Source organism: Salinibacter grassmerensis (assembly GCF_947077765.1).
Lineage (GTDB): Bacteria > Bacteroidota > Rhodothermia > Rhodothermales > Salinibacteraceae > Salinibacter > Salinibacter grassmerensis.
This window is the reverse complement of the sequence record NZ_CAMTTF010000010.1, coordinates 1-18,690: the sequence shown is the minus strand read 5'-3', so window position 1 is coordinate 18,690 and position 18,690 is coordinate 1. Positions and strand designations below refer to the sequence as shown.

Here is an 18,690-nt window from a genome sequence, read left to right as displayed (position 1 = left end):
GGCTACGGCCGGTCGTAAATTTCGATGGTGGTGGTCCAGGCCAGCCCGTCCTCACCGGACGTAGGGACGGACTGGAGGGTCCAGTCGTCTCCGTACTGCTCGCGGAGCCGTGCCTCCACGTAGCGGAGGCCGGTGCCTTCCTCCGTCTCCGCGGAGGAAAGATCCGAGTTGGCCCCACGCGGCGCGTGGAGCACGTAGCGCCGCCCACCGTCCAGCGCCTCTCCTCGAAGGTTAAAGGTTACTGTGAGATCGTCGTAGCGATTGTGGGTAAGCGCGTTTTCCAAGAGGGTGTGGAGGAGTGCCGGGGGCACCGTCGCCTCCGGATCGATGCCGTTGGCGCACAGGCGGTAGGTGTGGTCCTGCCGGTAGCCCATCACCTCCAGGTGCAGCCGGCACAGCTCTATCTCTCGACGTAGCGGAATGGTGTCCTGGTCCGAGATACTGGCCAACAGGCGCAGCTCCTCGGCCAGCGCCTCCACGAACCGAACCCCCACCTCTGGCTCGGCCTCCAGCCACTCCATCGCGGCGGTGAGCGTGTTCATCAGGAAGTGGGGCTGAAGGTGTTTCTTAAGCAGCTCATTTTCGAGACGGACGGCCGTCAGCTCGGCCTGCCGGCGCCGTCGTTCCTGCTCCTGGGAGCGCAGGGCCAGCGTCCCCAGCAGTGCTCCTACAATGACCGCAAAGGCCGGCACGAAGTAAGTGTCGATGAACCACCACCCAGACGCCACGAGTCCGGCGATGCCGGTGCCCACGCCGACGAGGGCGAGCATGGCGCCCGGGCGCCGGTGGTAGACGGCCCACCCAACCACGCCGAGTGACACGCTGAGTGCGCTCCAGAACATCCAGTAGTGCCGAAAGTCCGCCGCGTCAGGGAGGAGGATTGACAAGGCGAGTAGCCCGCCGAGCCCGGCCATTACCGGGCGCTTCCACGGCACGTCGAACTGATACAGGAACGAGAGCGGCAGGAGCCCCGCCACGGCACCGGTGAGGGCCGTGATGGCCTGCATCCGAAGGGGGTGCCAGTCGTACGTGTAGCCGACGACATACCGCGAGCTCTCGGCGCCGAGCAGGAGGGTGATGCACAGGTAGAGTAGGCTGAACAAGCCGAGGGCCACGCGGCGGTGGTCGAGCACGTACAGCGCGGCACAATACACCGTCACGAGGAAAAACCCGCCCAGAAACAGGAGGGGCAGGAGCGACCAGGCATCCCTGTCGTCGAGCAGGGCGGCGTAGTCACCAACCTCAAAGGTGTAGAGGTAGTACGCATAGTCGGGCGGCATGTAGTGGTTGGACAGCCGCACGGCGATGAGGTGCTCGTCAGGCGCGAGCAGCGAATCGGGCACGTGGAAGACGCGGTTGATGCGGCCGGGCTCCTCCTGGCCCCTCGAGGCCCCGACCCGGCCGTTCCGGCCGAGACGCACGCCGTCCCAGTATACCTCCGTGGCGGCCAGCACGGACAGCTTCACGCCCATTGCCCCCGGCCCAGCCTGGAGAGAATCCAGCGTCACCGGCACTCGAACCCAGTGGACGCCCTGCATATCGGGCGCCGGGTGGAGACGCCGGGTTGGCCAGTCGCTATCGTCGTAGGCCGGATCGGACCAGCGCGGGTCGTCACCGAAGCGCACTTTGCCCTCCCAGAAAGCCTGCGGGTCAGTCGACTGTCCCCAGGCGGAAGCGGGTCCTGCGCACGATACCAGTCCGCACGCCGCGATAAGGACGAGAAGAGAGAGGCGAGGCATAAAGAAGGGGGAAGGTGAAGACCGTGTGGCGCTCTCATACGCCTTTGGAGCCAAGAGGATGAGCAGTTCACGATCTCGCAGAGCGGTTCGGCATTGAGGGCGCATCTTTCGTCCGGGGGGCGTCGTGTGGGAGACCAGCGAATAAAGGGTCCATACTCTTCAAAACCTGTTCTCCCCCGCCATGCCGCTTCAAGGCCTCGCTCCCGCTTATGACCTCGCGCAACGTTCCGCTGCGCCTCTCCTGATTGGGCTTCTCGCCCTGTGTGGACTTCTCCCCGTTGCTGCGCAGGGCCAGACCGTCGAACAGATCGACTTTGAACTCCGAAACGACTCGACAGTCGCTGCCGAAAAATGGACCCTCCAGGTGCCGGACAACCGCTCGGCCGACAGCAGCCGTGCGGTCCCCCTCCGGTTCGTCCGTTTCGAAAGCCGTGCCGAGAAGCCCGGCCCGCCGATCATTTACCTTGCCGGAGGGCCCGGCGGGTCCGGCACGAGGGCGGCCCGCGGGGAGCGGTGGGCCCTGTTCGACCGCCTGCGCGACCTCGCCAACATCATTGCCCTCGACCAGCGCGGCACCGGCCTCTCGGACAGGGTCCCCGGCTGCGAGTCCACGTACGGGATGCCTCCGGATTCAGCCACGACCCGCGCCGTCTACACGCGCATCCACCGGAAGGCCCTACGCCAATGCCTCTCGTACTGGGAGAACGAAGGCGTGGACATCCGCGGCTACACGACGTGGGAAAGCGCCGCCGACATCGAGGCGGTGCGGAAGGCCGTCGGCGCCGAGCAGGTGAGCCTTCTGGGCATCAGCTACGGCACGCACCTCGCCCTGGCGGCCCTCAAGCGTTACCCAGGCCACGTCGACCGCCTCGTCCTCGCCAGTCCGGAGGGCCTGGGCCAGACGGTGAAGCTACCGGCCCGGCACGACGCGTTCCTCGGGCGCGTGCAGGAGGCCATCAATGCCGACTCGGTCGCCAACGCCCGGTACCCCGACGTGCGCGGCCTGATCCGGGGCGTCCTCGATCAGATCGAGGCGGACCCGCCGCAGTTTGCCATCACCGACAATGACACGACGTTTACCCGCACGCTCGGCCGCTTCGAGGCGCAGCTCATGACCGGGTACATGATGAGCGACCCCGGTGGTGCGCGGTATATGCTCAGCGTATATGCACGCGCCGCCGAGGGCAACTACAGTGGCTTCGAGCGCCTCCTCGGCTGGTTCGGCGATCCGACGGTCGAGATGTCGGGGATGAGTGAGGCAATGGACATCGCCTCCGGGATCTCGTCGTCGCGCCTCGCCCAGGTCCAAGCCCAGGCCGACACCGCTCTGGCCGGCGACGCAATGAACTTTCCGATGCCCCACCTCCGCGAGTCCATTTCGGGCATCGACCTGGGCACGGGCTTTCGCGCCCCGGTCCGGTCGGACCGCCCGACCCTCTTGCTCTCCGGCACGCTCGACGGCCGAACGTTCCCTGCTGCCCACCGCGAGATTGCCCGACATCTGCCCAACGGCGCCATCGTGACAATTGAAAACGCCGGGCACAACCTGTTTTTCAGCCACCCGCAGGTCGTGCCGATGATTGCCGAGTTCTTTGCCGGTGCGCCAGCTGAGCCGCGTACGCTCATGGCCCCGCGGCCAGCGTTCCGACCCAGAAACTAACTCTTCTCAATCTGTGTGGGTCACCCGGCTGATGGGGCGGCCAGAGTAGCTCTGTGGTTCCATCCAGATGCCGAGGTCCGAGTGACTACCGAGGTCTACGCAGTACTTGTCCGCTGTGGAGGTTCCTCCTGGGCCTGAGGTGTATTCTCTCCATCACCACGGGGGAGCCGCCGGACCTGACCGAGACCCCAGCCTGCAGCTGGCCTTGCGGGTCTAGTGCTGCGGGCAGGCTTACTTTGAGACAATTCCAAAAACCACCGTTTCTGAAGCAGCTAGAATTGGCTAATCGCGTGGGGTTTGAGAAGTGGGCTCGTTATCGCCATGCCCTGCGTAGACGAAGCCATCGAAGCCGCTGAAGGAACGATGGGAGCACGATCACCTTGATCAGAGGCGTCCAGAGATACTCCTCAGGACCGGGCCACTGGGAGGTTAGTCTTCACCATCGGTGACCATTTCGGGACGGCCTGCAATATTTCTATCCTCACGTCACCGTGCGTTAATTTCGCGATGGCGTGAGATAAAGACACCACTCCAATCCCACAGCGAGAAGTTTTTCGGCGAACGAACCCACGAGGGCTACGGAGACGTTCTGGTCGGCGACGGACTGGCCCCGCCTGCTCCGGCTTACAGAATCTCAGTTCGTTACCATGTGCTCTTCGCTCTTGAGGTGCCGACTGGTCCTCTCCTTGGCTGTTCTTCTGGCTGGTACGCTTAGCGCGTGCGGGCCGTCCAGCGGTCCCGACTCGAACGCTGATCCGCCTTCTTCTCACCTCGATAGCCTATCGGTGGCTCCCTCCGCGCCGACAGACCGGGGTGCCCCCACAAAGCGTGTTCGGAGCCAGACGCTGTACGTCCCCTCGTACTCCCACATCTACATCCGAAACGCCCGGCGCTCGCTGAACCTGGCCACTACCTTGAGTATCCGCAATACGAGTCGGGACGTCCCCATTACGCTCTCAACCATCGACTACTACGACAGCCAAGGGGAGCATGTACGCAGCTACGTGGACACGGCCCGCACCCTCGGGCCATTGGCCTCCACGTACGTCGTGGTGGACATGGACGACATTCGAGGCGGCGTAGGGGCAAACTTCATCATGCAGTGGCATGCAGAGCAACCGGTTTCACCTCCGGTCGTGGAAACGGTCATGATCACCGGCGCCAACACGCAGGGCATCTCGTTTCGGTCCCCCGCCCGTGTCCTCCGTGAGGAACGCGTCTCCACGGACACAGCCGGACAACAGTCCACTGCGCGCCCGTAGCCCTCACCGATCCTCTTCGCCTCGCTTTCCTACCGTCCATTTCGCCGCCGATGACTGAAGCCAAAACGCAGCATTCCATCCTGCACTCGCTCGCCGTTCCCGCCGCCCTCTTCCTCGTCCTCGCGGCGTTCTCACTCGCGCCGCTCGGCTGCGGTACGGAACCCGATGAGACGTCGGAAGCGGGAACCGACCAGACCACCGAGGCAAACACCGATCGCACCATTCTCCTCAACATTGGAATCGAGGATGAAACCGAGAATCGTCCCCTCACCGACAATTTCTTGGTCGCACCACCTGGCGGTGAGAACTGGGCCCCAGGTGCCTTAAACGGCGGCGGGACGACGAGGGCCTTTAAGGAGCACCCCGTTGGAGAAACGCGCACGCTTCGCATCTATCCGGAGGGAGAAGACAAGCGAACGCTGGAGGTGCCGATTACGATGAAGCCGGACATGTCTTCAGCCCTGGCCAGCTCTCGTACCAACGTCATGGTCTACGACGACAGCATCGTCGTGACCGGTCCCGCCGTGCCCGACGAACGAATGGCATTCGACCGCCCGCCTGCTCCTTCCAATGCGCCCTAATCTCGGGCCCTTTCCGGCTCAAGGGGGAAAGAACGCCTCCACCTCAGGCGGATCCGTCAGATGCAGAGGCACTTCGTCCTGCTTCGACGTCCGGATCCGGGACAAAAACCGATGGGAGGGGGCTTTTGTCTGTGTCCTCGCTCATGAGATACACGTGGTCACCTGCATTGAAGATGACGCTTCCGCGAGGGACGATGAGGGCAGCGTCGCGGTAGAGAGCCGCCACGACGATGTCGTTGGGGGAAGTAGATCAGCCAGGCGGCGGTTGACCGTCGGCGCTGTAGCGTCGAGGTGTACATTCAGGACGGCGCTGCCTACGGTCTCCACGCCCCATCAGGCAACCCGGTACCGCATCAGCGTTGGGGAAAACTGGGCTTCAGACGGAAATGCGTGATACTCGGCCTTTCCGTAGTAAACGAACAAAAACGAACGGTTTGCCGGGCAGTCAGACCTCTCGGAGCGGTCTGACCCATCTTCCTCACCCCCACCGGTGGGGAAGATGGGTAGTACCATCTCACGACTCGTGGGGCAGTCCAGGAATCAGCAGTCCAGGAGTCAACTTAGGGCGTAGAGTGACCAACCCGCTGATGGCCGCGAAACGGGTGGCAGGAACAACTCAGCCTGTGGATGGAACTCCTTCCGTCTTACCCCATCGAATATCGACGATTATAAATCATCGACGCTTGCGATATGCAAACGAAAGCTGACCAGTTCGACGCCGAGACAACCGAGATAGCCGAGCAGGCCAAGGCGCTCTCCCATCCGGCCCGGCTGGCTATTCTGCGCGTGCTGGCCGAACGGTCCGAGTGCATCTGCGGGGAAATCGTCGAAGACCTGCCGCTTGCCCAATCCACCGTGTCCCGCCACCTGAAGGTGCTAAAAGAGGCGGGGCTTATCCAGGGCACCGTCGACGGCCCAAGCGTTTGCTACTGCCTCGATCCGGAGCCCATCGCGGCACTGCGTGATCAGTTCGATACGTTCTTCGACGGCCTCTCGACGGCCGCCGATTCCATCTCCTGCTAATTTCTTCTCCTGCTAATTTCTTCTCCTGCTAATTTCTCCTCCTGCTAATTTCTCCTCCTGCTAGTTCCTCCGCTCGTTATGAAAAAGACCTCCGTTCTCTTCGTCTGCACCCACAACTCAGCGCGCTCTCAGATGGCCGAAGGCCTTTTGCGTGACCGCTACAGCGACCGGTACGACGCCCACAGCGCTGGCACCGAACGAACGCACGTCCGCCCACTGGCCCTTGACGTAATGGAGGAGATCGGCGTCGATCTGGCCGGCCACACGTCCAAGACGATCGAGGACCTGGGCGATCGGACCTTCGACGTGGTGGTGACCGTCTGTGACGCCGCACGGGAGGCCTGTCCGTACCTGCCGGCCGAGAAGGAGAACCTGCACCGGTCGTTCGAGGACCCCTCTGCGGCCGAGGGAACGGAAGAGGAACGGCGGGCCGTCTTCCGGCGGGTGCGGGACGAGCTCGCGGCCTGGATCGACGAGGCGTTTGCCTCGGAGTCGACAGAAGCCGAATAGGAAGCGAGCCTGTTCTTTTATCGTATATTTGCGGTGAAGGGAGGTGGAGGAACGGATTGTTCGGAAACGCAGGTCGGAGGTCGATGTATCGAACATCGACGATAAACGAATAAGCCCTTTTGATCCCATGTCCGACACGTTCGATTCTTCTGCCCGAGAGGTTCGCGAGGCGGTCCGGGCCAAGTACGCCGCCATTGCCCGGGAGGAGGAAGAGGGATGTTGCGAGACCGACGCCGGATCGTGTTGCGACGATGCCGAAGAAGAGGCTGCCGTCAACATGATCGGCGAGGCCTACGACACGGTTGAGGGCTACGTAGCCGATGCGGACCTGAAGCTCGGCTGCGGGGTGCCGACCGATTACGCCGGGCTTGAGCCGGGGCAAACGGTGGTCGATCTGGGCTCGGGGGCCGGGCTCGACGCCTTCGTCGCCCGGCGCGTCGTCGGGGAGACCGGTCGCGTCATTGGGGTCGACTTCGCGCCCGAGATGGTGGAAAAGGCCCGGACGAATGCCCAAAAACTGGGTGTAGAGAACGTCGAGTTCCTGGAGGGAGACATCGAGGATCTGCCGCTGACCGATGAGACGGCCGACGTCGTCCTCTCGAACTGCGTGCTCAACCTCGTGCCCGATAAGGTGCAGGCCTTTGCTGAGATGCAGAAGGTCCTCCGTCCCAGCGGGCATTTCTGCGTGTCGGACGTTGTCGCGGGCGGCCCGCTCCCGGATGAGGTCCGACGCTCCGCCGAGCTCTACGCGGGCTGTGTGGCGGGGGCAATCGAGGAGTCCGAATACCTGGACCTGCTGGGCGCAGTAGGATTCGAGGAGGTCGAGGTCCTGTCCCGTCGCCGCATCGACCTGCCGGAGGAGGCGCTTCCCGATACGCTGACTGACGCGGACCGGGCGGCGCTGGAGGAGGGGGGGATCTGGAGCGTCACGGTGCGGGGCCGCCGGCCGGTAGACTTTGCGTCGGTCGAGAACGAGTCAGTCGAGAGCGAGCCGATCTCCTCTTGTCCCGAGTCCGCCGCGCCGACTCCGAAAGTCGAAGTCTTCGATTCCCCGATGTGCTGCTCGACCGGCGTTTGTGGCCCCGACCCCGACGACACGCTCGTCGCCGTGAACGGCGCACTGCGCTGGCTGGAGCGGCAGGGCGTTATCGTCGAGCGCTATAACCCGGCTTCCCATCCGGAGAGGTTCACCGACACGCCGGTCGTATACGATGCCCTCCAGCGTGAGGGACAGGACGTGCTCCCCATCGTGCTGGTCGGCGGGGAGATCCAATCCCGCTGGACGTACCCCTCGCGCGACGAATTCGTCCGGATGGCCGGCCTTGAGCCCGCGTAAATCCCTTCCTTTTTCTGCCCACAGCCCGACTGCCCCCATGCTGTCGTTTCTCGACGCTCCCCCGCGCTACCTCTTCTTTACCGGCAAGGGCGGGGTGGGCAAGACGTCGCTCGCCTGTGCCTCGGCCGTTCGCCTGGCCGACGAGGGGCGCGAGGTGCTCCTGGTAAGCACCGATCCGGCCTCCAACCTCAAAGAGGTCTTGGGCGCGCCCGTCGGCGATACCGCCGGCTCCGTCGACTCGGTGCCGAACCTCTCGGCCGTTAACATCGATCCGGAGGCCGCGGCGGACGAGTACCGCGAGCGCGTGATCGAGCCGATGGTGGGCGTTTTGCCGGACGAAACGGTCGAGCAGGTCGAGGAGCAGCTCTCCGGCGCTTGCACCACCGAGATCGCCTCGTTCGACAAGTTTACTCAGTTTCTGGCCGGGGACGAGGGGGAGACCTACGATCACGTCGTCTTCGACACGGCCCCCACGGGCCACACGTTGCGCCTGTTGGAGTTGCCTGCTGCCTGGAGCGACTACATCGAGGAGAATCCGGACGGCGCCTCGTGCCTTGGGCCCGTCTCGGGGCTGGAGGCGCAGCAGGAGCGCTACACCGCCGCCGTGGAGGCCTTGCAGGACGCAGGCCGGACGACGCTCGTGCTGGTGAGCCGCCCGGAGGCGGCGGCCCTCAAGGAGGCCGCGCGGTCGAGCCGCGAGCTGCGGGACTTGGACGTCGTGAACCAGCGGCTCGTCGTAAACGGCATTTTCCGCGCGCAGGATGCCGGCGACCCCCTGGCCGCGGCCATGGAGTGCCGCACCGGGGAGGCCCTTGAGGGCATCCCGGACACGCTGAAGGACCTTCCGCGCGACACGGTGCCACTGAAAGGCCATAACCTCGTGGGGCTCGATTCGCTCCGCGCGCTGTTGAGCGATGAACCGGCGGCGACAGCGACGAACGACACGGGGACGAACGGCACGGAACAGGCTCCGGACATCGACCTGCCGACCGTCCACGAGCTGGTCGACGGCTTCGCAGGCGACGGGCAAGGGCTCGTGATGGTGATGGGGAAGGGGGGCGTGGGCAAGACGACGATTGCCGCGTCCGTGGCCGTCGACCTAGCGCGGCGGGGCGAGGAGGTGCTGCTCACGACCACCGACCCGGCCGCGCACATCGCCGACGCGGTGGGCAGCGACGCGCTCCCGAACCTGGAGGTAAGCGCCATCGACCCCGAGGAGGCCACGCGCCGGTACCGCGAGCGCGTCCTCAAGACGAAAGGCAAGGACCTCGATCCCGAGGAGCGGGAGCTTTTGGAGGAAGACCTGCGCTCGCCCTGTACCCAGGAGGTGGCCGTCTTCCGCGCTTTTGCTCGCGAGATTAGCACGGCGCAGCGCCAGTTCGTGGTGATGGACACGGCGCCGACGGGCCACACGCTCCTCCTTCTCGACACGACCGGGTCCTACCACCGCGAGGTGATGCGCACGAGCGAAATCGAGGCAGGCCGCATCACCACCCCGCTCATGCGACTGCAGGACCCCGACTACACGAAGATGCTGCTGGTGACGCTGCCGGAGACGACGCCGGTCCTCGAAGCAAAGCAGCTGCAGGACGACCTGGAGCGGGCCGGCATTGCGCCCTACGCGTGGGTCGTAAACCAGAGCTTAGCGGCGGCCGGGCCGTCGGACCCGCTGTTGGTGGAGCGCGCCCACGCCGAGGGATCGCAGATCGAGCTCGTGCAAGAACAGCACGCCGAGCGCACGGCTCTTGCGCCCTGGATGCCCGAGGAGCCGGTCGGCCCCGAGCGCCTGCAGGCCCTGGCCCGCGGTGCCGCCGAGCCGGTGCTGGCCGACGTGTAACGTCCAGCCTTCCGAATTCTGAAGCACTCCTCAATAAATACCCTCTCTATGTCCGAGCAGACGACGACCGGCGACCCGACTTCTGCCTCTTCATCCTCGATCGCCAGCAACGGACACCCCGAGAACGGCCATTCCGAAAATGGCCCGGGCGACGATTTGGAGGCCACCGCCGAGAAGGCGCAGGAGGGCCTCGGCTTCTTCGAGCGTTACCTGAGCCTGTGGGTGGCCCTCTGTATTGCCGCGGGCGTGGCCATCGGCCAGCTGATTCCGGCTGTGCCCAATGTGCTGGGAGAGATGGAGGTGGCGCAGGTCAATCTGCCGATCGCCATCCTCATCTGGGCGATGATCTACCCGATGATGGTGCAGGTCGATTTCAAGAGCATTCTCGGCGTGCGGCGCCACCCGAAGGGCCTCACCGTGACGCTCGTGGTGAACTGGCTGATCAAGCCGTTCACGATGTTCGGCTTCGCGTGGCTGTTCCTGAAGGGCGTCTTTGCCCCGCTCATCGAGCCGGGCCTGGCGAGCGAGTACGTGGCCGGGGCGATTTTGCTGGGGGCGGCCCCCTGCACGGCGATGGTGTTCGTGTGGAGCTACCTCACGGACGGGGACCCGGCGTACACGCTCGTGCAGGTGTCGATCAACGATCTCATCATGCTGGTGGCCTTTGCGCCGATTGTGGCGTTCTTGCTCGGCCTGTCGGACGTGATTGTGCCGTGGGATACGCTGCTCCTGTCGGTGGGGCTCTACATCGTGATTCCGCTGGCGGCGGGGGCGCTGTCCCGCAGCTGGATCATTCGGGCAAAGGGAGAGGAGTGGTTCGACGATGTCTTCCTGGAGCGACTCGGGCCGGTGACGATGATTGGCCTGCTGCTCACGCTCGTGCTCCTGTTCTCCTTCCAGGGGGAGGTGATCCTCCAGAACCCGCTCCACATCGCCCTGATTGCGGTGCCGCTCGTCGTGCAGACCTTCTTCGTGTTTGCCATCGCCTACGGCTGGGCCTACGGCTGGCGGGTGCCGCACGACGTGGCCGCCCCGGCCGCGATGATTGGGGCCAGTAACTTCTTTGAGCTCGCCGTGGCATCGGCAATAGCGATGTTCGGCGTCACCTCGGGGGCAGCGCTGGCCGCCGTGGTGGGCGTGCTCGTGGAAGTGCCGGTGATGCTGGCGCTGGTGCGCATTGCCAACGCGACGCGCCCGCAGTTCGAGGCGCGCACAACGATCTCCGCCTAACTGCACCGATCCCCTTTTCTGCTATGCCGTCTAAGGACATCCAACTGGACCTCACCATCGACGACGAGGCGGCGACCCATACCTGTGAGAAAGGCGGCGTGCTCACCATTCGCACCCGCCCCCAGCACGGGTGCTGCGGCGGGCGGGTCGACCGGGCGACGGTAAGCACCGAGCCGCCGGGCGATCCCGAGCCGTACGTACAGACGGAGCAGGACGGAGTCACAGTGTACGTGCACCGCAGCTTCGCCTCCCTCGACGGCGAGCCGATCCGAGTCGGCCTGGACCAGTTGTGGATCTGGCAGTCGCTCTACGTCAAGGCGGCCTCGCGGATGTGACCCGTTGGCGACCGATAAGCCCGGACGCGAGGAACGAACGAGTTTTTACTCCCCCACGTGCTTCGCTCAAAAACATCTTTTTCTTCCATGCCGACCTACGAATACCGCTGTACGGACTGCGAGCATGACTTCGCCCTCGAAGCGTCCGTTGCCGAATATGAGGAGGGACTGGGTGCAGATTGTCCCGAGTGCGGCTCCTCGGAGACGACGCGCCGCCTCGGCTCCGTGGTGATTTCAACAGGGAGTTCCGACCCTGCACGGAAAGGCGGGTGCTGTACACCGGGGAGCGGGTGCTGCTAATCGATTTACTCACCAATGCGTTTGTCTCCGTGTCTCAATCCGTAACCGACCGGTACGTGGCCCTTTTCGAGCAGGGTCGCACGCGCCTGACGGGGTGGCTCGACGAGGTAACCGATGACGACCTGCCGGGTCGCCTGCATCCGTAGGCCAACACGCTCGCGTGGCTTCTCCGGCACGTCGGGGAGGTGGAGCTGCTCTTCGCCAAGAACGTCTTCGGACGCTTCCTCGACGTGAAAGCCTACACGATCGGCCCCAACGCAGGCCGGCGCTAGGACTTTGGGTCGGCCGACGACCTGCGGGCGCTTCTTGATCGCAGCGGCCGCGAGCTGGGCGAGGCCATTGCGGGGCAAGACGAGGCGGCGTGGACCCGCGAAGTGACGGCCGATTTCGGCACGCTCCCTCTGCAGGAGGCGCTCGCCCGCATCCTCACGCACACGGCCTACCACGCCGGGCAGGCCCAACTGACGCGAGAGTACGGCGATACCTGATTCCGTCATGAAGAACCGAGCCCCTCGCTGGATCTAGGGCGAGTGATCCACTGGATACCCGAGCCGTTCGGGACCGACAGCGACGCGTAATGGCCGGAGCCGGAATGTCAAACGGTCACGAAGCCGGGATCACTACATGGTCCATTCCTGTGAATTTGATCGTCTATCGACGATAAACGATCAAAAGGGTGAGGGCATTGACCGGACGCGACCGGTTCCCGGACAGGAGAGGTGAATATCCATTGAGGGGACGAATACTGTATAGACGGTTGTCTATATAGTATCGAAATTACACCAAGTTGCCTTCATTCCAACGGATTCGTCCCATGGCCCAGTGTCACTGCGGGGGAACGCCGCACGAGATCCTTCCGGACGCGGAGATCGATCGGCACACCACGCGCCTTAAGGCGCTTTCGAGTGAGGTGCGTCTTCGCATGGTGGACCTGATCTACCACGGAGGAGGGGAAGTCTGCGTCTGCGAACTGCAGGACGAGTTTGATCTCAGCCAGCCAACGATTTCCCACCACCTGAAGGTGCTTCGGGAGGCTGGGCTCATCCAGAGTCGCCAGGAAGGAACTTTCGTGTACCATCGCGTGAACGCGGAGGCATTTACTGGACTGGCGGCTCTCATGGACCGGCTCCGCACGATTCGCGACGTGGGGGAGGAGGCAGAAGCACTTGCCTGAAGCCCCTGCAAGCGCAGGTGAGAGCACCTGCTCTCTTTTTTACCACACTATATCGATATTTTTCAATATAGTCTACGCAGAACTATGGACATCAAAGTACTCGGCACCGGATGCGCTTCCTGTCAGACCCTTGAACGCCGCGTCCACGAGGCGGTCGAGCAGGCAGGGAGCGATGCGTCCGTCGAAAAAATCGAGGACATGCAGGAGATCATGCAGTACAACGTGATGAGCATGCCGGCCCTCGTCATTGACGGGGAGGTGGAGGTGGCCGGGCAGGCCCCGTCGGTCAACGAACTGACCGATCTCCTGTCGGCGTGAGGACCGCGCCGGAGCCTACTTCCCAAGTTGCGCTTGACCAGACGATCCCTTGCGATCCGTTATGCTTGAGTCTTTCGCCGATGGTCTCATCTACGGCCTCGTCGGACTGTCCGAGTCGTCCCACTGGGGGGAGTCCCTCCACTTCTTTGTCTACGAGACAGCGAAGATTGGGCTGCTCCTCGTTGCGGTGACGCACCTGATGGGCCTCATCAATGCGTACCTGCCGGTCGAGCGGGTGCGGGAGTGGATCGCTTCCGGGCGGCTACGGGGCAGCGAGCACCTGGTGGCCTCAGGCTTTGGGGCGGTCACCCCGTTCTGCTCCTGCTCGTCGATCCCGCTCTTTATCGGGTTTCTGCAGGGGGGCATCCCGCTGGGCGTAACGCTCTCGTTCCTGATCACATCCCCGCTGGTGAACGAGGTGGCCCTGGCTCTCTTCATCGGCCTGTTTGGGCGGCAGGTGACGCTCCTCTATGCCGCTAGCGGCATTGTCCTGGGCACCGTACTGGGATGGGCTCTGGGCCGTATGGGCCTGGGGCGCTTCGTGGAGGACTGGGTGTGGGAGATCGCCGAGAACAAGACCGAAGAGGCGGAGTCCGATACACGTTCGCTGTGGGAGCGCCTGCCGTCGGTCTCGCGAGAGGCGATGGGCATTGTGACCGACATTGCGCCCTACGTGCTGGCGGGCCTCGCCATCGGGGCCGGCATCCACGGATTCGTGCCCACCGGGTTCTTTGAACAGTATCTGTCAGGGGGCAACCCGTTGGCGGTCCCACTGTCGGTGGTCCTTGCCGTGCCCATGTACGCAAACGCGTCGGGAATCATCCCGGTTGTGCAGGCGCTGGTGGCGAAGGGGATTCCGCTGGGGACGGCCATGGCGTTCATGATGGCGGTGGTAGGCCTGTCGCTGCCGGAGGCAATGATGCTGAAAAAGGCGATGCAGACGCGCCTTTTGGCGACCTTTTTTGGGACGGTCGGTGTCTCGATCGTCGCCCTCGGCTACCTTTTCAACTGGGTGTTATAAGCCGCCTGCACATGGTTCCGCTCCGGAATGAGATCAAAGAACATATCCGGTAGGAAAATTAAGCCTAGCAGTTAGAAGCTTTCGGCCTGCCCACTGCCCTGACGAGGAAGGGAGGAGAAAGCCGGTGGAGTTCTTCTCATTAGAGCCCGATATCCTCAGCCGGATTGTCCTGAAAGGTCTCCGCCTCCTCGGGCGCAGAGGTTGAACGTCTCCCACGAGGCGTGGCCTTGGTGTTCCTTGACGCGGCGCTCAGGTTTGCCTGCGCGTATCGCCTGCGCGGTAAAGCCTGCCAGGAGGGTACCCATAGCTCATTCGAATACCAAACACCGGCGGAATTTGCAGCCATGCAAGTGAGGAATTCCACTCTCACCCTGACACCGGTCTAACATTCACCCGGGCACAGAAATTGGGAGCAGCTCAGTCTGGCTAGAGGTTTGAGAGAACCATAGCAGGCTTCTCTCGGTTCTGACTATATCGACAATCATCCATCAGTCTCTCCTCTTACAATGGACGTGGCCTTCTCCCTTCCTGAAGATCTCGCTCGCAAGCTGCAAGAGCGATGGGGGGATCTCTCGCGGCGTGCGCTCGAATCCCTCGTCGCACAGGCCTACCGCGAAGACTCGCTCACGCTTGGAGAAGTGCGGAGACTCCTTGGCCACGAGACGCGCATGGAAACGGAGGCGTTTCTCAAAGAGCAGGGAGCGCTTTTAGACTACTCCGAAGAAGAGCTGGAGCAGGATCTGGAGGCGGCCCTAAAGGCGTCGAATCGGTAGCTCTACATACCGAGGTCAAGTCTTTCCACGTCGCCATAGAGACTTCAACCTGTGACCGTCGTAAGTGACACCTCCCCGATCAGCTATCTGGTGCTTATCGGAAGGGAGGAGGTGGTCGTCCAGCTGTATGGGGAAATTATAATCTCGGAGACGGTCCACCGAGAACTGGTTCATCCCAGAGCCCCAGAAGTGGTTCAAGAGCGAATTTCTGCTTATCCCTCTTGGATGAAGGTGGAAACAGCTGAATCGGATACTGACAGTCGACATTCTGGCAAAGAACAGGGTGGAGACCTGCAAGACCTCGATCTCGGTGAGCGCGAGGCCATCTTGCTGGCAGTGCGGGAGGAAGCAGGTCTTCTTCTCATCGACGAGCGAGCCGGGCGCACCGTAGCCAGAAAGCGCGGCGTATCCGTCACCGGAACGATCGGTGTTCTCGGAGCGGCCGCTCAGAAGGGTCTCATCGACCCTGCTCAAGCGGTACAAGATCTGAGAGAAACTACGTTTCGCGCCTCTGCCGACCTGTACCGATGGCTGCTCGACAAGGGGCAATAGGAACGTCGCCTATATGATGGCTACTCCACGGAGAAAGGCTTTGTAGTTGGAAGCGTTCTGCTAGCAGCTACAACCCGATGTCCTTAGCCGGATTGTCCTGAAAGGTCCCCGCTTCTTCGACGTACTGATTGAACGTCTCCCAAGAGGCGTGGCCGGAGTGCTCCTTGACGCTCCATTCGGCCTTCCCGGCCCGAATCGCCTGTGTGATAAAGCCCACCCGAAGAGAGTGGGCCGAGTAGAAGTAGTAGTAGCAAACGAACAAAAACGATCGGTTTGCCATCCGCTTTGGCCCCAGGCACTTTGGCCCCCTAGTTTTCCACGATGTTGATCCTCGCGCTCAACCCCTGATTCACATTACACTTTTGCTTCGCCTACAGGCTCCGCAGGGAGCACCTCTGCATCCCACCCTACGGCCCATCCGACTAACGCCATCGCCGCAAGTCCAAGCGGAATCGGTGCGCAAATCCATAGGACCGTCGCAAAGCCACCGAGGAAGTCCGGCCCCAGCGCAAGCAATCCTGGGCCAATTGCCGTGCCGCCAATAAAGATCGTGTTCGCCAGGCCACGGATAGTGCCATGGTACGCCCGTCCGAAGTAGTGAGCGTAGGCGCTACCAAGAAGTGCCCCTTGCATGCCTTGCGCGACACCAAACACGCCACCATATGCCCACACCTCGGGGGCCGTGTCGACAACGGGCAACAGTCCCATCATGGCCCCGAACAGAAGCAACTGTCCGCTAAGGAGAAGACGAGGCGGGTAGCGGTCGATGAGCCAGCCGGTGCCCACGTTGAAGAGACCAGTCACGACTCCAAGCGGGACAAAGAATTGAGCAGCGAGGCCGCGCGTCACGCCTACCTCTTCAAGAATCGAGAAGTGGTGAAAAAGAAGGCCCGTTCCTAAACCTGCGGTGCAGACGCCAGCACCCGTGAAGAGCCAGAACGTCCAGGTCCTATATGCCACCTCTGGAGCAATGCCCCCAACAGTCTTATCGGCCGATGAGTCGGAGTCTGATGAATTGGTGATTGGCTTGACCTCCTCACCAGCGCCGTATCTAGTCGGATCGGGGGAGAGCCCGTAGTGCTCCGGCGCGTCCCGGTAAAAAAGCGTGGTGATCGGGAGCATGACTGCCCCCAGCAGTCCCCCCATGATCAGATACGTCGTCTGCCAGCCGTAAGCCTGAAGCCCCACTTCCATAAGTGGAGGGAAGAGAGCCGTGGCCCCAGCCATCCCCAGGCCTAAGGTGCCGACGGCCAACCCGCGCTGCCGTTCAAACCACAGGTTCACTGCATGATTGTTGACAAGGCTGAGTGCTCCCTGGCCAAACCCTCGCAGGCACACAAATCCCACAAACACGCCAATCCAACTGGACACTCGGCTCATTCCTACGCAGCTTACCGCAAACAGCGCAACAATGGCTACGGCCATGCGGCGCGGCCCATATCGGTCGACCAAGCGCCCCGCTAGCGGGAGCCCAAGCGAGCCGAGAACCGTCGCAACCGTGTAAAGCCACGAAACGACCGATCGGGACAGTCCCAGGTCTTCAATAAATGCGTCGATGAACAAGGAGATACCTGCCGTTTGGCCAGGGAGGGTCGCCGCCATGCCCAGCGTCGATACGGAGAGCACGACCCACCCGTAGTACACCGGACTCCGGTCTACGAGTGCAGACGAGACAACAGGGTCGTCAGAGGACACTTCAGCTACGAGATTATTGACAGAGGAGCGACCAGGGCGGGAACCGCAGTGCCGTGCAAACCGCAGTGCCGTGTAATTCGCAGTGCTGTGCCAATCGCCTCTGCTGACAATGGTTTTCCATTTGCGCGGGAAATCCCGGAAAGGATTCAGGCCGTCTCAGGCCGGGGGACACAGTCAGGAAAGAACTCTGGGTAAAGTTCTCTCGTAAAGACTTTCTGGGGAAAAATACTTCTAACGTAAAGAGCCGTCATGCTATGGACGACGCGCTGGACTGGGTTGAAGGAGAGTTTCTTGCGCTTGAGTCGCTTCGTCAAGGGCGAGAGTCCTGGGCTTTTCCCCGACCGCCCCTGCCTGTTGGCGCTGCAGGAACGACCAGTCCATCAGACGCGAATGTTCGTCGTATAGAAGCGGTTGGGCAAGAAAACACCAATGAGGATGCTGAAGAAGACGAAGGATCATCCCCACGCCCCCAGGCAAGGCTGTTTCTAGATTGACCGTGGGTACAGGTGCCCCCCAATCTCTTCCCTAAACCTCGATAGGGAGGCTCTCTGTACGATTCGAAACCGCATATCTCTTGGGCAAAAGCAGTTCTGGGCAAAAGCAGTTCTGGGCAAAAGCAGTTCTGGGCAAAAGCAGTTCTGGGCAAAAGCAGTTCTGGGTAAAAGCAGTTCTGGGTAAAAGCAGTTCTGGGTAAAAGCAGTTCTGGGTAAAAGCAGTTCTTGGGTCAAAGCAGTTGGCTGGCCCGCTCGACGTTCCCCAGGGGATGGTGTCCATGATGGTGTCCATGTGGGAGAACGGACGCTGGACGCCTGGCTCTGAACGTTAGGAAAAACCCGCCGAGATTCTCTCGGTCTCAGAGGATCTCTCTAAGGGATAGAAGTCCATGGCGAAATGGGACAGAAAGCACCTTCTTGCCAAAGTCCTCGCTACTTCCAGGACGAAGCAAGGCGTCGGGGACTGGCTGGAGTTGCTCGACCTCTGAGGTGAGTCTCCGCAGAAGCATCTGGGAGATCCGCCCAGACCGAGTAAGCCGCCTGTACCGCTTGATCGATGGAAGCCAGTTGTAGATGCTAGACGTGCTCCAACCCTGGCCGACAATGAGCTTGCCTGCTCTCTCCCACGTCCTCCTCTACATACAATTTGTGCCCATGTGCGTCAGGTATCTTCTTCCGCCGTGTGCTGCTTCGTAGAGTTGAAGCTGATGCGAGGCCAATTCTCCATGGTGCGCTCGAGCCGAAAGTCACTGAGGGCCAGGTACGTCAGGTCCCCATCGGCGTCGCGGAAGAGGCTGTCCATGTTTTCGGCCTCGAAGTCTTCCAGGTCCTCACTCGGCCCGTCGATCCA

The 18,690-nt window shown here is 62.4% G+C and carries 18 protein-coding genes and 2 pseudogenes; 16 read left to right on the top strand and 4 right to left on the bottom strand.

All coding sequences use genetic code 11. From position 1 onward, the window contains the following. Positions 1 to 2: 2 nt before the first annotated feature. Entirely contained in the window at positions 3 to 1,739 is a 1,737-nt protein-coding gene (locus OJB03_RS14845; RefSeq protein ID WP_263788791.1) for a histidine kinase, read from the bottom strand. Between the two features lie 181 nt (positions 1,740 to 1,920). Here OJB03_RS14845 and OJB03_RS14840 point away from each other — a divergent pair, with 181 nt between their 5' ends. The 16 genes and pseudogenes from OJB03_RS14840 to OJB03_RS14765 all read left to right on the top strand — a co-directional run bounded on the left by OJB03_RS14840 (position 1,921) and on the right by OJB03_RS14765 (position 15,651). After that, entirely contained in the window at positions 1,921 to 3,399 is a 1,479-nt protein-coding gene (locus OJB03_RS14840; RefSeq protein ID WP_263788790.1) for an alpha/beta hydrolase, read from the top strand. 785 nt (positions 3,400 to 4,184) lie between these two features. Further along, on the top strand, positions 4,185 to 4,661 hold the full coding sequence (locus OJB03_RS14835) for a DUF3124 domain-containing protein (RefSeq protein ID WP_263788789.1): 477 nt from the start codon (positions 4,185 to 4,187) through the stop codon (positions 4,659 to 4,661). Positions 4,662 to 4,711: 50 nt separating this feature from the next. Next, entirely contained in the window at positions 4,712 to 5,242 is a 531-nt protein-coding gene (locus OJB03_RS14830) for a hypothetical protein (protein WP_263788788.1), read from the top strand. Positions 5,243 to 5,932: 690 nt separating this feature from the next. After that, the gene (locus OJB03_RS14825; RefSeq protein WP_263788787.1) at positions 5,933 to 6,265 is read left to right on the top strand and encodes an ArsR/SmtB family transcription factor; all 333 of its coding nucleotides are present in this window, start codon (positions 5,933 to 5,935) and stop codon (positions 6,263 to 6,265) included. 78 nt (positions 6,266 to 6,343) lie between these two features. Then, entirely contained in the window at positions 6,344 to 6,775 is a 432-nt protein-coding gene (locus OJB03_RS14820; RefSeq protein WP_263788786.1) for an arsenate reductase ArsC, read from the top strand. Between the two features lie 127 nt (positions 6,776 to 6,902). Continuing rightward, the gene (gene arsD, locus OJB03_RS14815; RefSeq protein ID WP_263788785.1) at positions 6,903 to 8,111 is read left to right on the top strand and encodes an arsenite efflux transporter metallochaperone ArsD; all 1,209 of its coding nucleotides are present in this window, start codon (positions 6,903 to 6,905) and stop codon (positions 8,109 to 8,111) included. A gap of 37 nt (positions 8,112 to 8,148) precedes the next feature. Continuing rightward, complete coding sequence (gene arsA, locus OJB03_RS14810; protein ID WP_263788784.1) at positions 8,149 to 9,948, top strand: arsenical pump-driving ATPase; 1,800 nt, start codon at positions 8,149 to 8,151, stop codon at positions 9,946 to 9,948. 156 nt (positions 9,949 to 10,104) lie between these two features. Beyond that, positions 10,105 to 11,178 (top strand): ACR3 family arsenite efflux transporter, encoded by a 1,074-nt coding sequence (gene arsB / locus OJB03_RS14805; protein WP_263788876.1) that lies wholly within the window; start codon positions 10,105 to 10,107, stop codon positions 11,176 to 11,178. Between the two features lie 23 nt (positions 11,179 to 11,201). After that, a complete protein-coding gene (locus tag OJB03_RS14800; protein WP_263788783.1) occupies positions 11,202 to 11,513 on the top strand; it encodes a CC/Se motif family (seleno)protein in 312 nt (103 codons plus the stop codon). Between the two features lie 87 nt (positions 11,514 to 11,600). Further along, the gene (locus tag OJB03_RS14795) at positions 11,601 to 11,813 is read left to right on the top strand and encodes an FmdB family zinc ribbon protein (RefSeq protein WP_263788782.1); all 213 of its coding nucleotides are present in this window, start codon (positions 11,601 to 11,603) and stop codon (positions 11,811 to 11,813) included. Positions 11,814 to 12,103: 290 nt separating this feature from the next. Then, positions 12,104 to 12,301, top strand: a pseudogene (locus tag OJB03_RS14790) (DinB family protein); the annotation flags it as partial. Positions 12,302 to 12,627: 326 nt separating this feature from the next. Then, positions 12,628 to 12,987 carry an ArsR/SmtB family transcription factor gene (locus OJB03_RS14785; protein ID WP_263788781.1) on the top strand — a complete coding sequence of 120 codons (360 nt, stop codon included), beginning with the start codon at positions 12,628 to 12,630 and terminating at the stop codon, positions 12,985 to 12,987. An 84-nt stretch (positions 12,988 to 13,071) separates the two neighbouring features. Further along, on the top strand, positions 13,072 to 13,305 hold the full coding sequence (locus tag OJB03_RS14780; RefSeq protein ID WP_263788780.1) for a thioredoxin family protein: 234 nt from the start codon (positions 13,072 to 13,074) through the stop codon (positions 13,303 to 13,305). Between the two features lie 61 nt (positions 13,306 to 13,366). After that, the gene (locus tag OJB03_RS14775; RefSeq protein ID WP_263788779.1) at positions 13,367 to 14,326 is read left to right on the top strand and encodes a permease; all 960 of its coding nucleotides are present in this window, start codon (positions 13,367 to 13,369) and stop codon (positions 14,324 to 14,326) included. Positions 14,327 to 14,832: 506 nt separating this feature from the next. Then, a complete protein-coding gene (locus OJB03_RS14770; RefSeq protein WP_263788778.1) occupies positions 14,833 to 15,099 on the top strand; it encodes a UPF0175 family protein in 267 nt (88 codons plus the stop codon). A 51-nt stretch (positions 15,100 to 15,150) separates the two neighbouring features. Continuing rightward, positions 15,151 to 15,651: a PIN domain-containing protein gene (locus tag OJB03_RS14765; RefSeq protein ID WP_263788777.1), complete on the top strand. Its 501-nt coding sequence runs from the start codon at positions 15,151 to 15,153 to the stop codon at positions 15,649 to 15,651. Between the two features lie 67 nt (positions 15,652 to 15,718). Here the strand turns inward: OJB03_RS14765 and OJB03_RS14760 are convergent, their stop codons facing one another. The 3 genes and pseudogenes from OJB03_RS14760 to prfC all read right to left on the bottom strand — a co-directional run. Further along, positions 15,719 to 15,931, bottom strand: coding sequence for a site-specific integrase (locus OJB03_RS14760; protein WP_263788776.1), 213 nt, complete (start codon positions 15,929 to 15,931; stop codon positions 15,719 to 15,721). A 74-nt stretch (positions 15,932 to 16,005) separates the two neighbouring features. Next, positions 16,006 to 17,346, bottom strand: coding sequence for an MFS transporter (locus OJB03_RS14755; protein WP_263788774.1), 1,341 nt, complete (start codon positions 17,344 to 17,346; stop codon positions 16,006 to 16,008). 1,155 nt (positions 17,347 to 18,501) lie between these two features. Next, positions 18,502 to 18,690, bottom strand: a pseudogene (gene prfC, locus OJB03_RS14750) (peptide chain release factor 3); the annotation flags it as partial.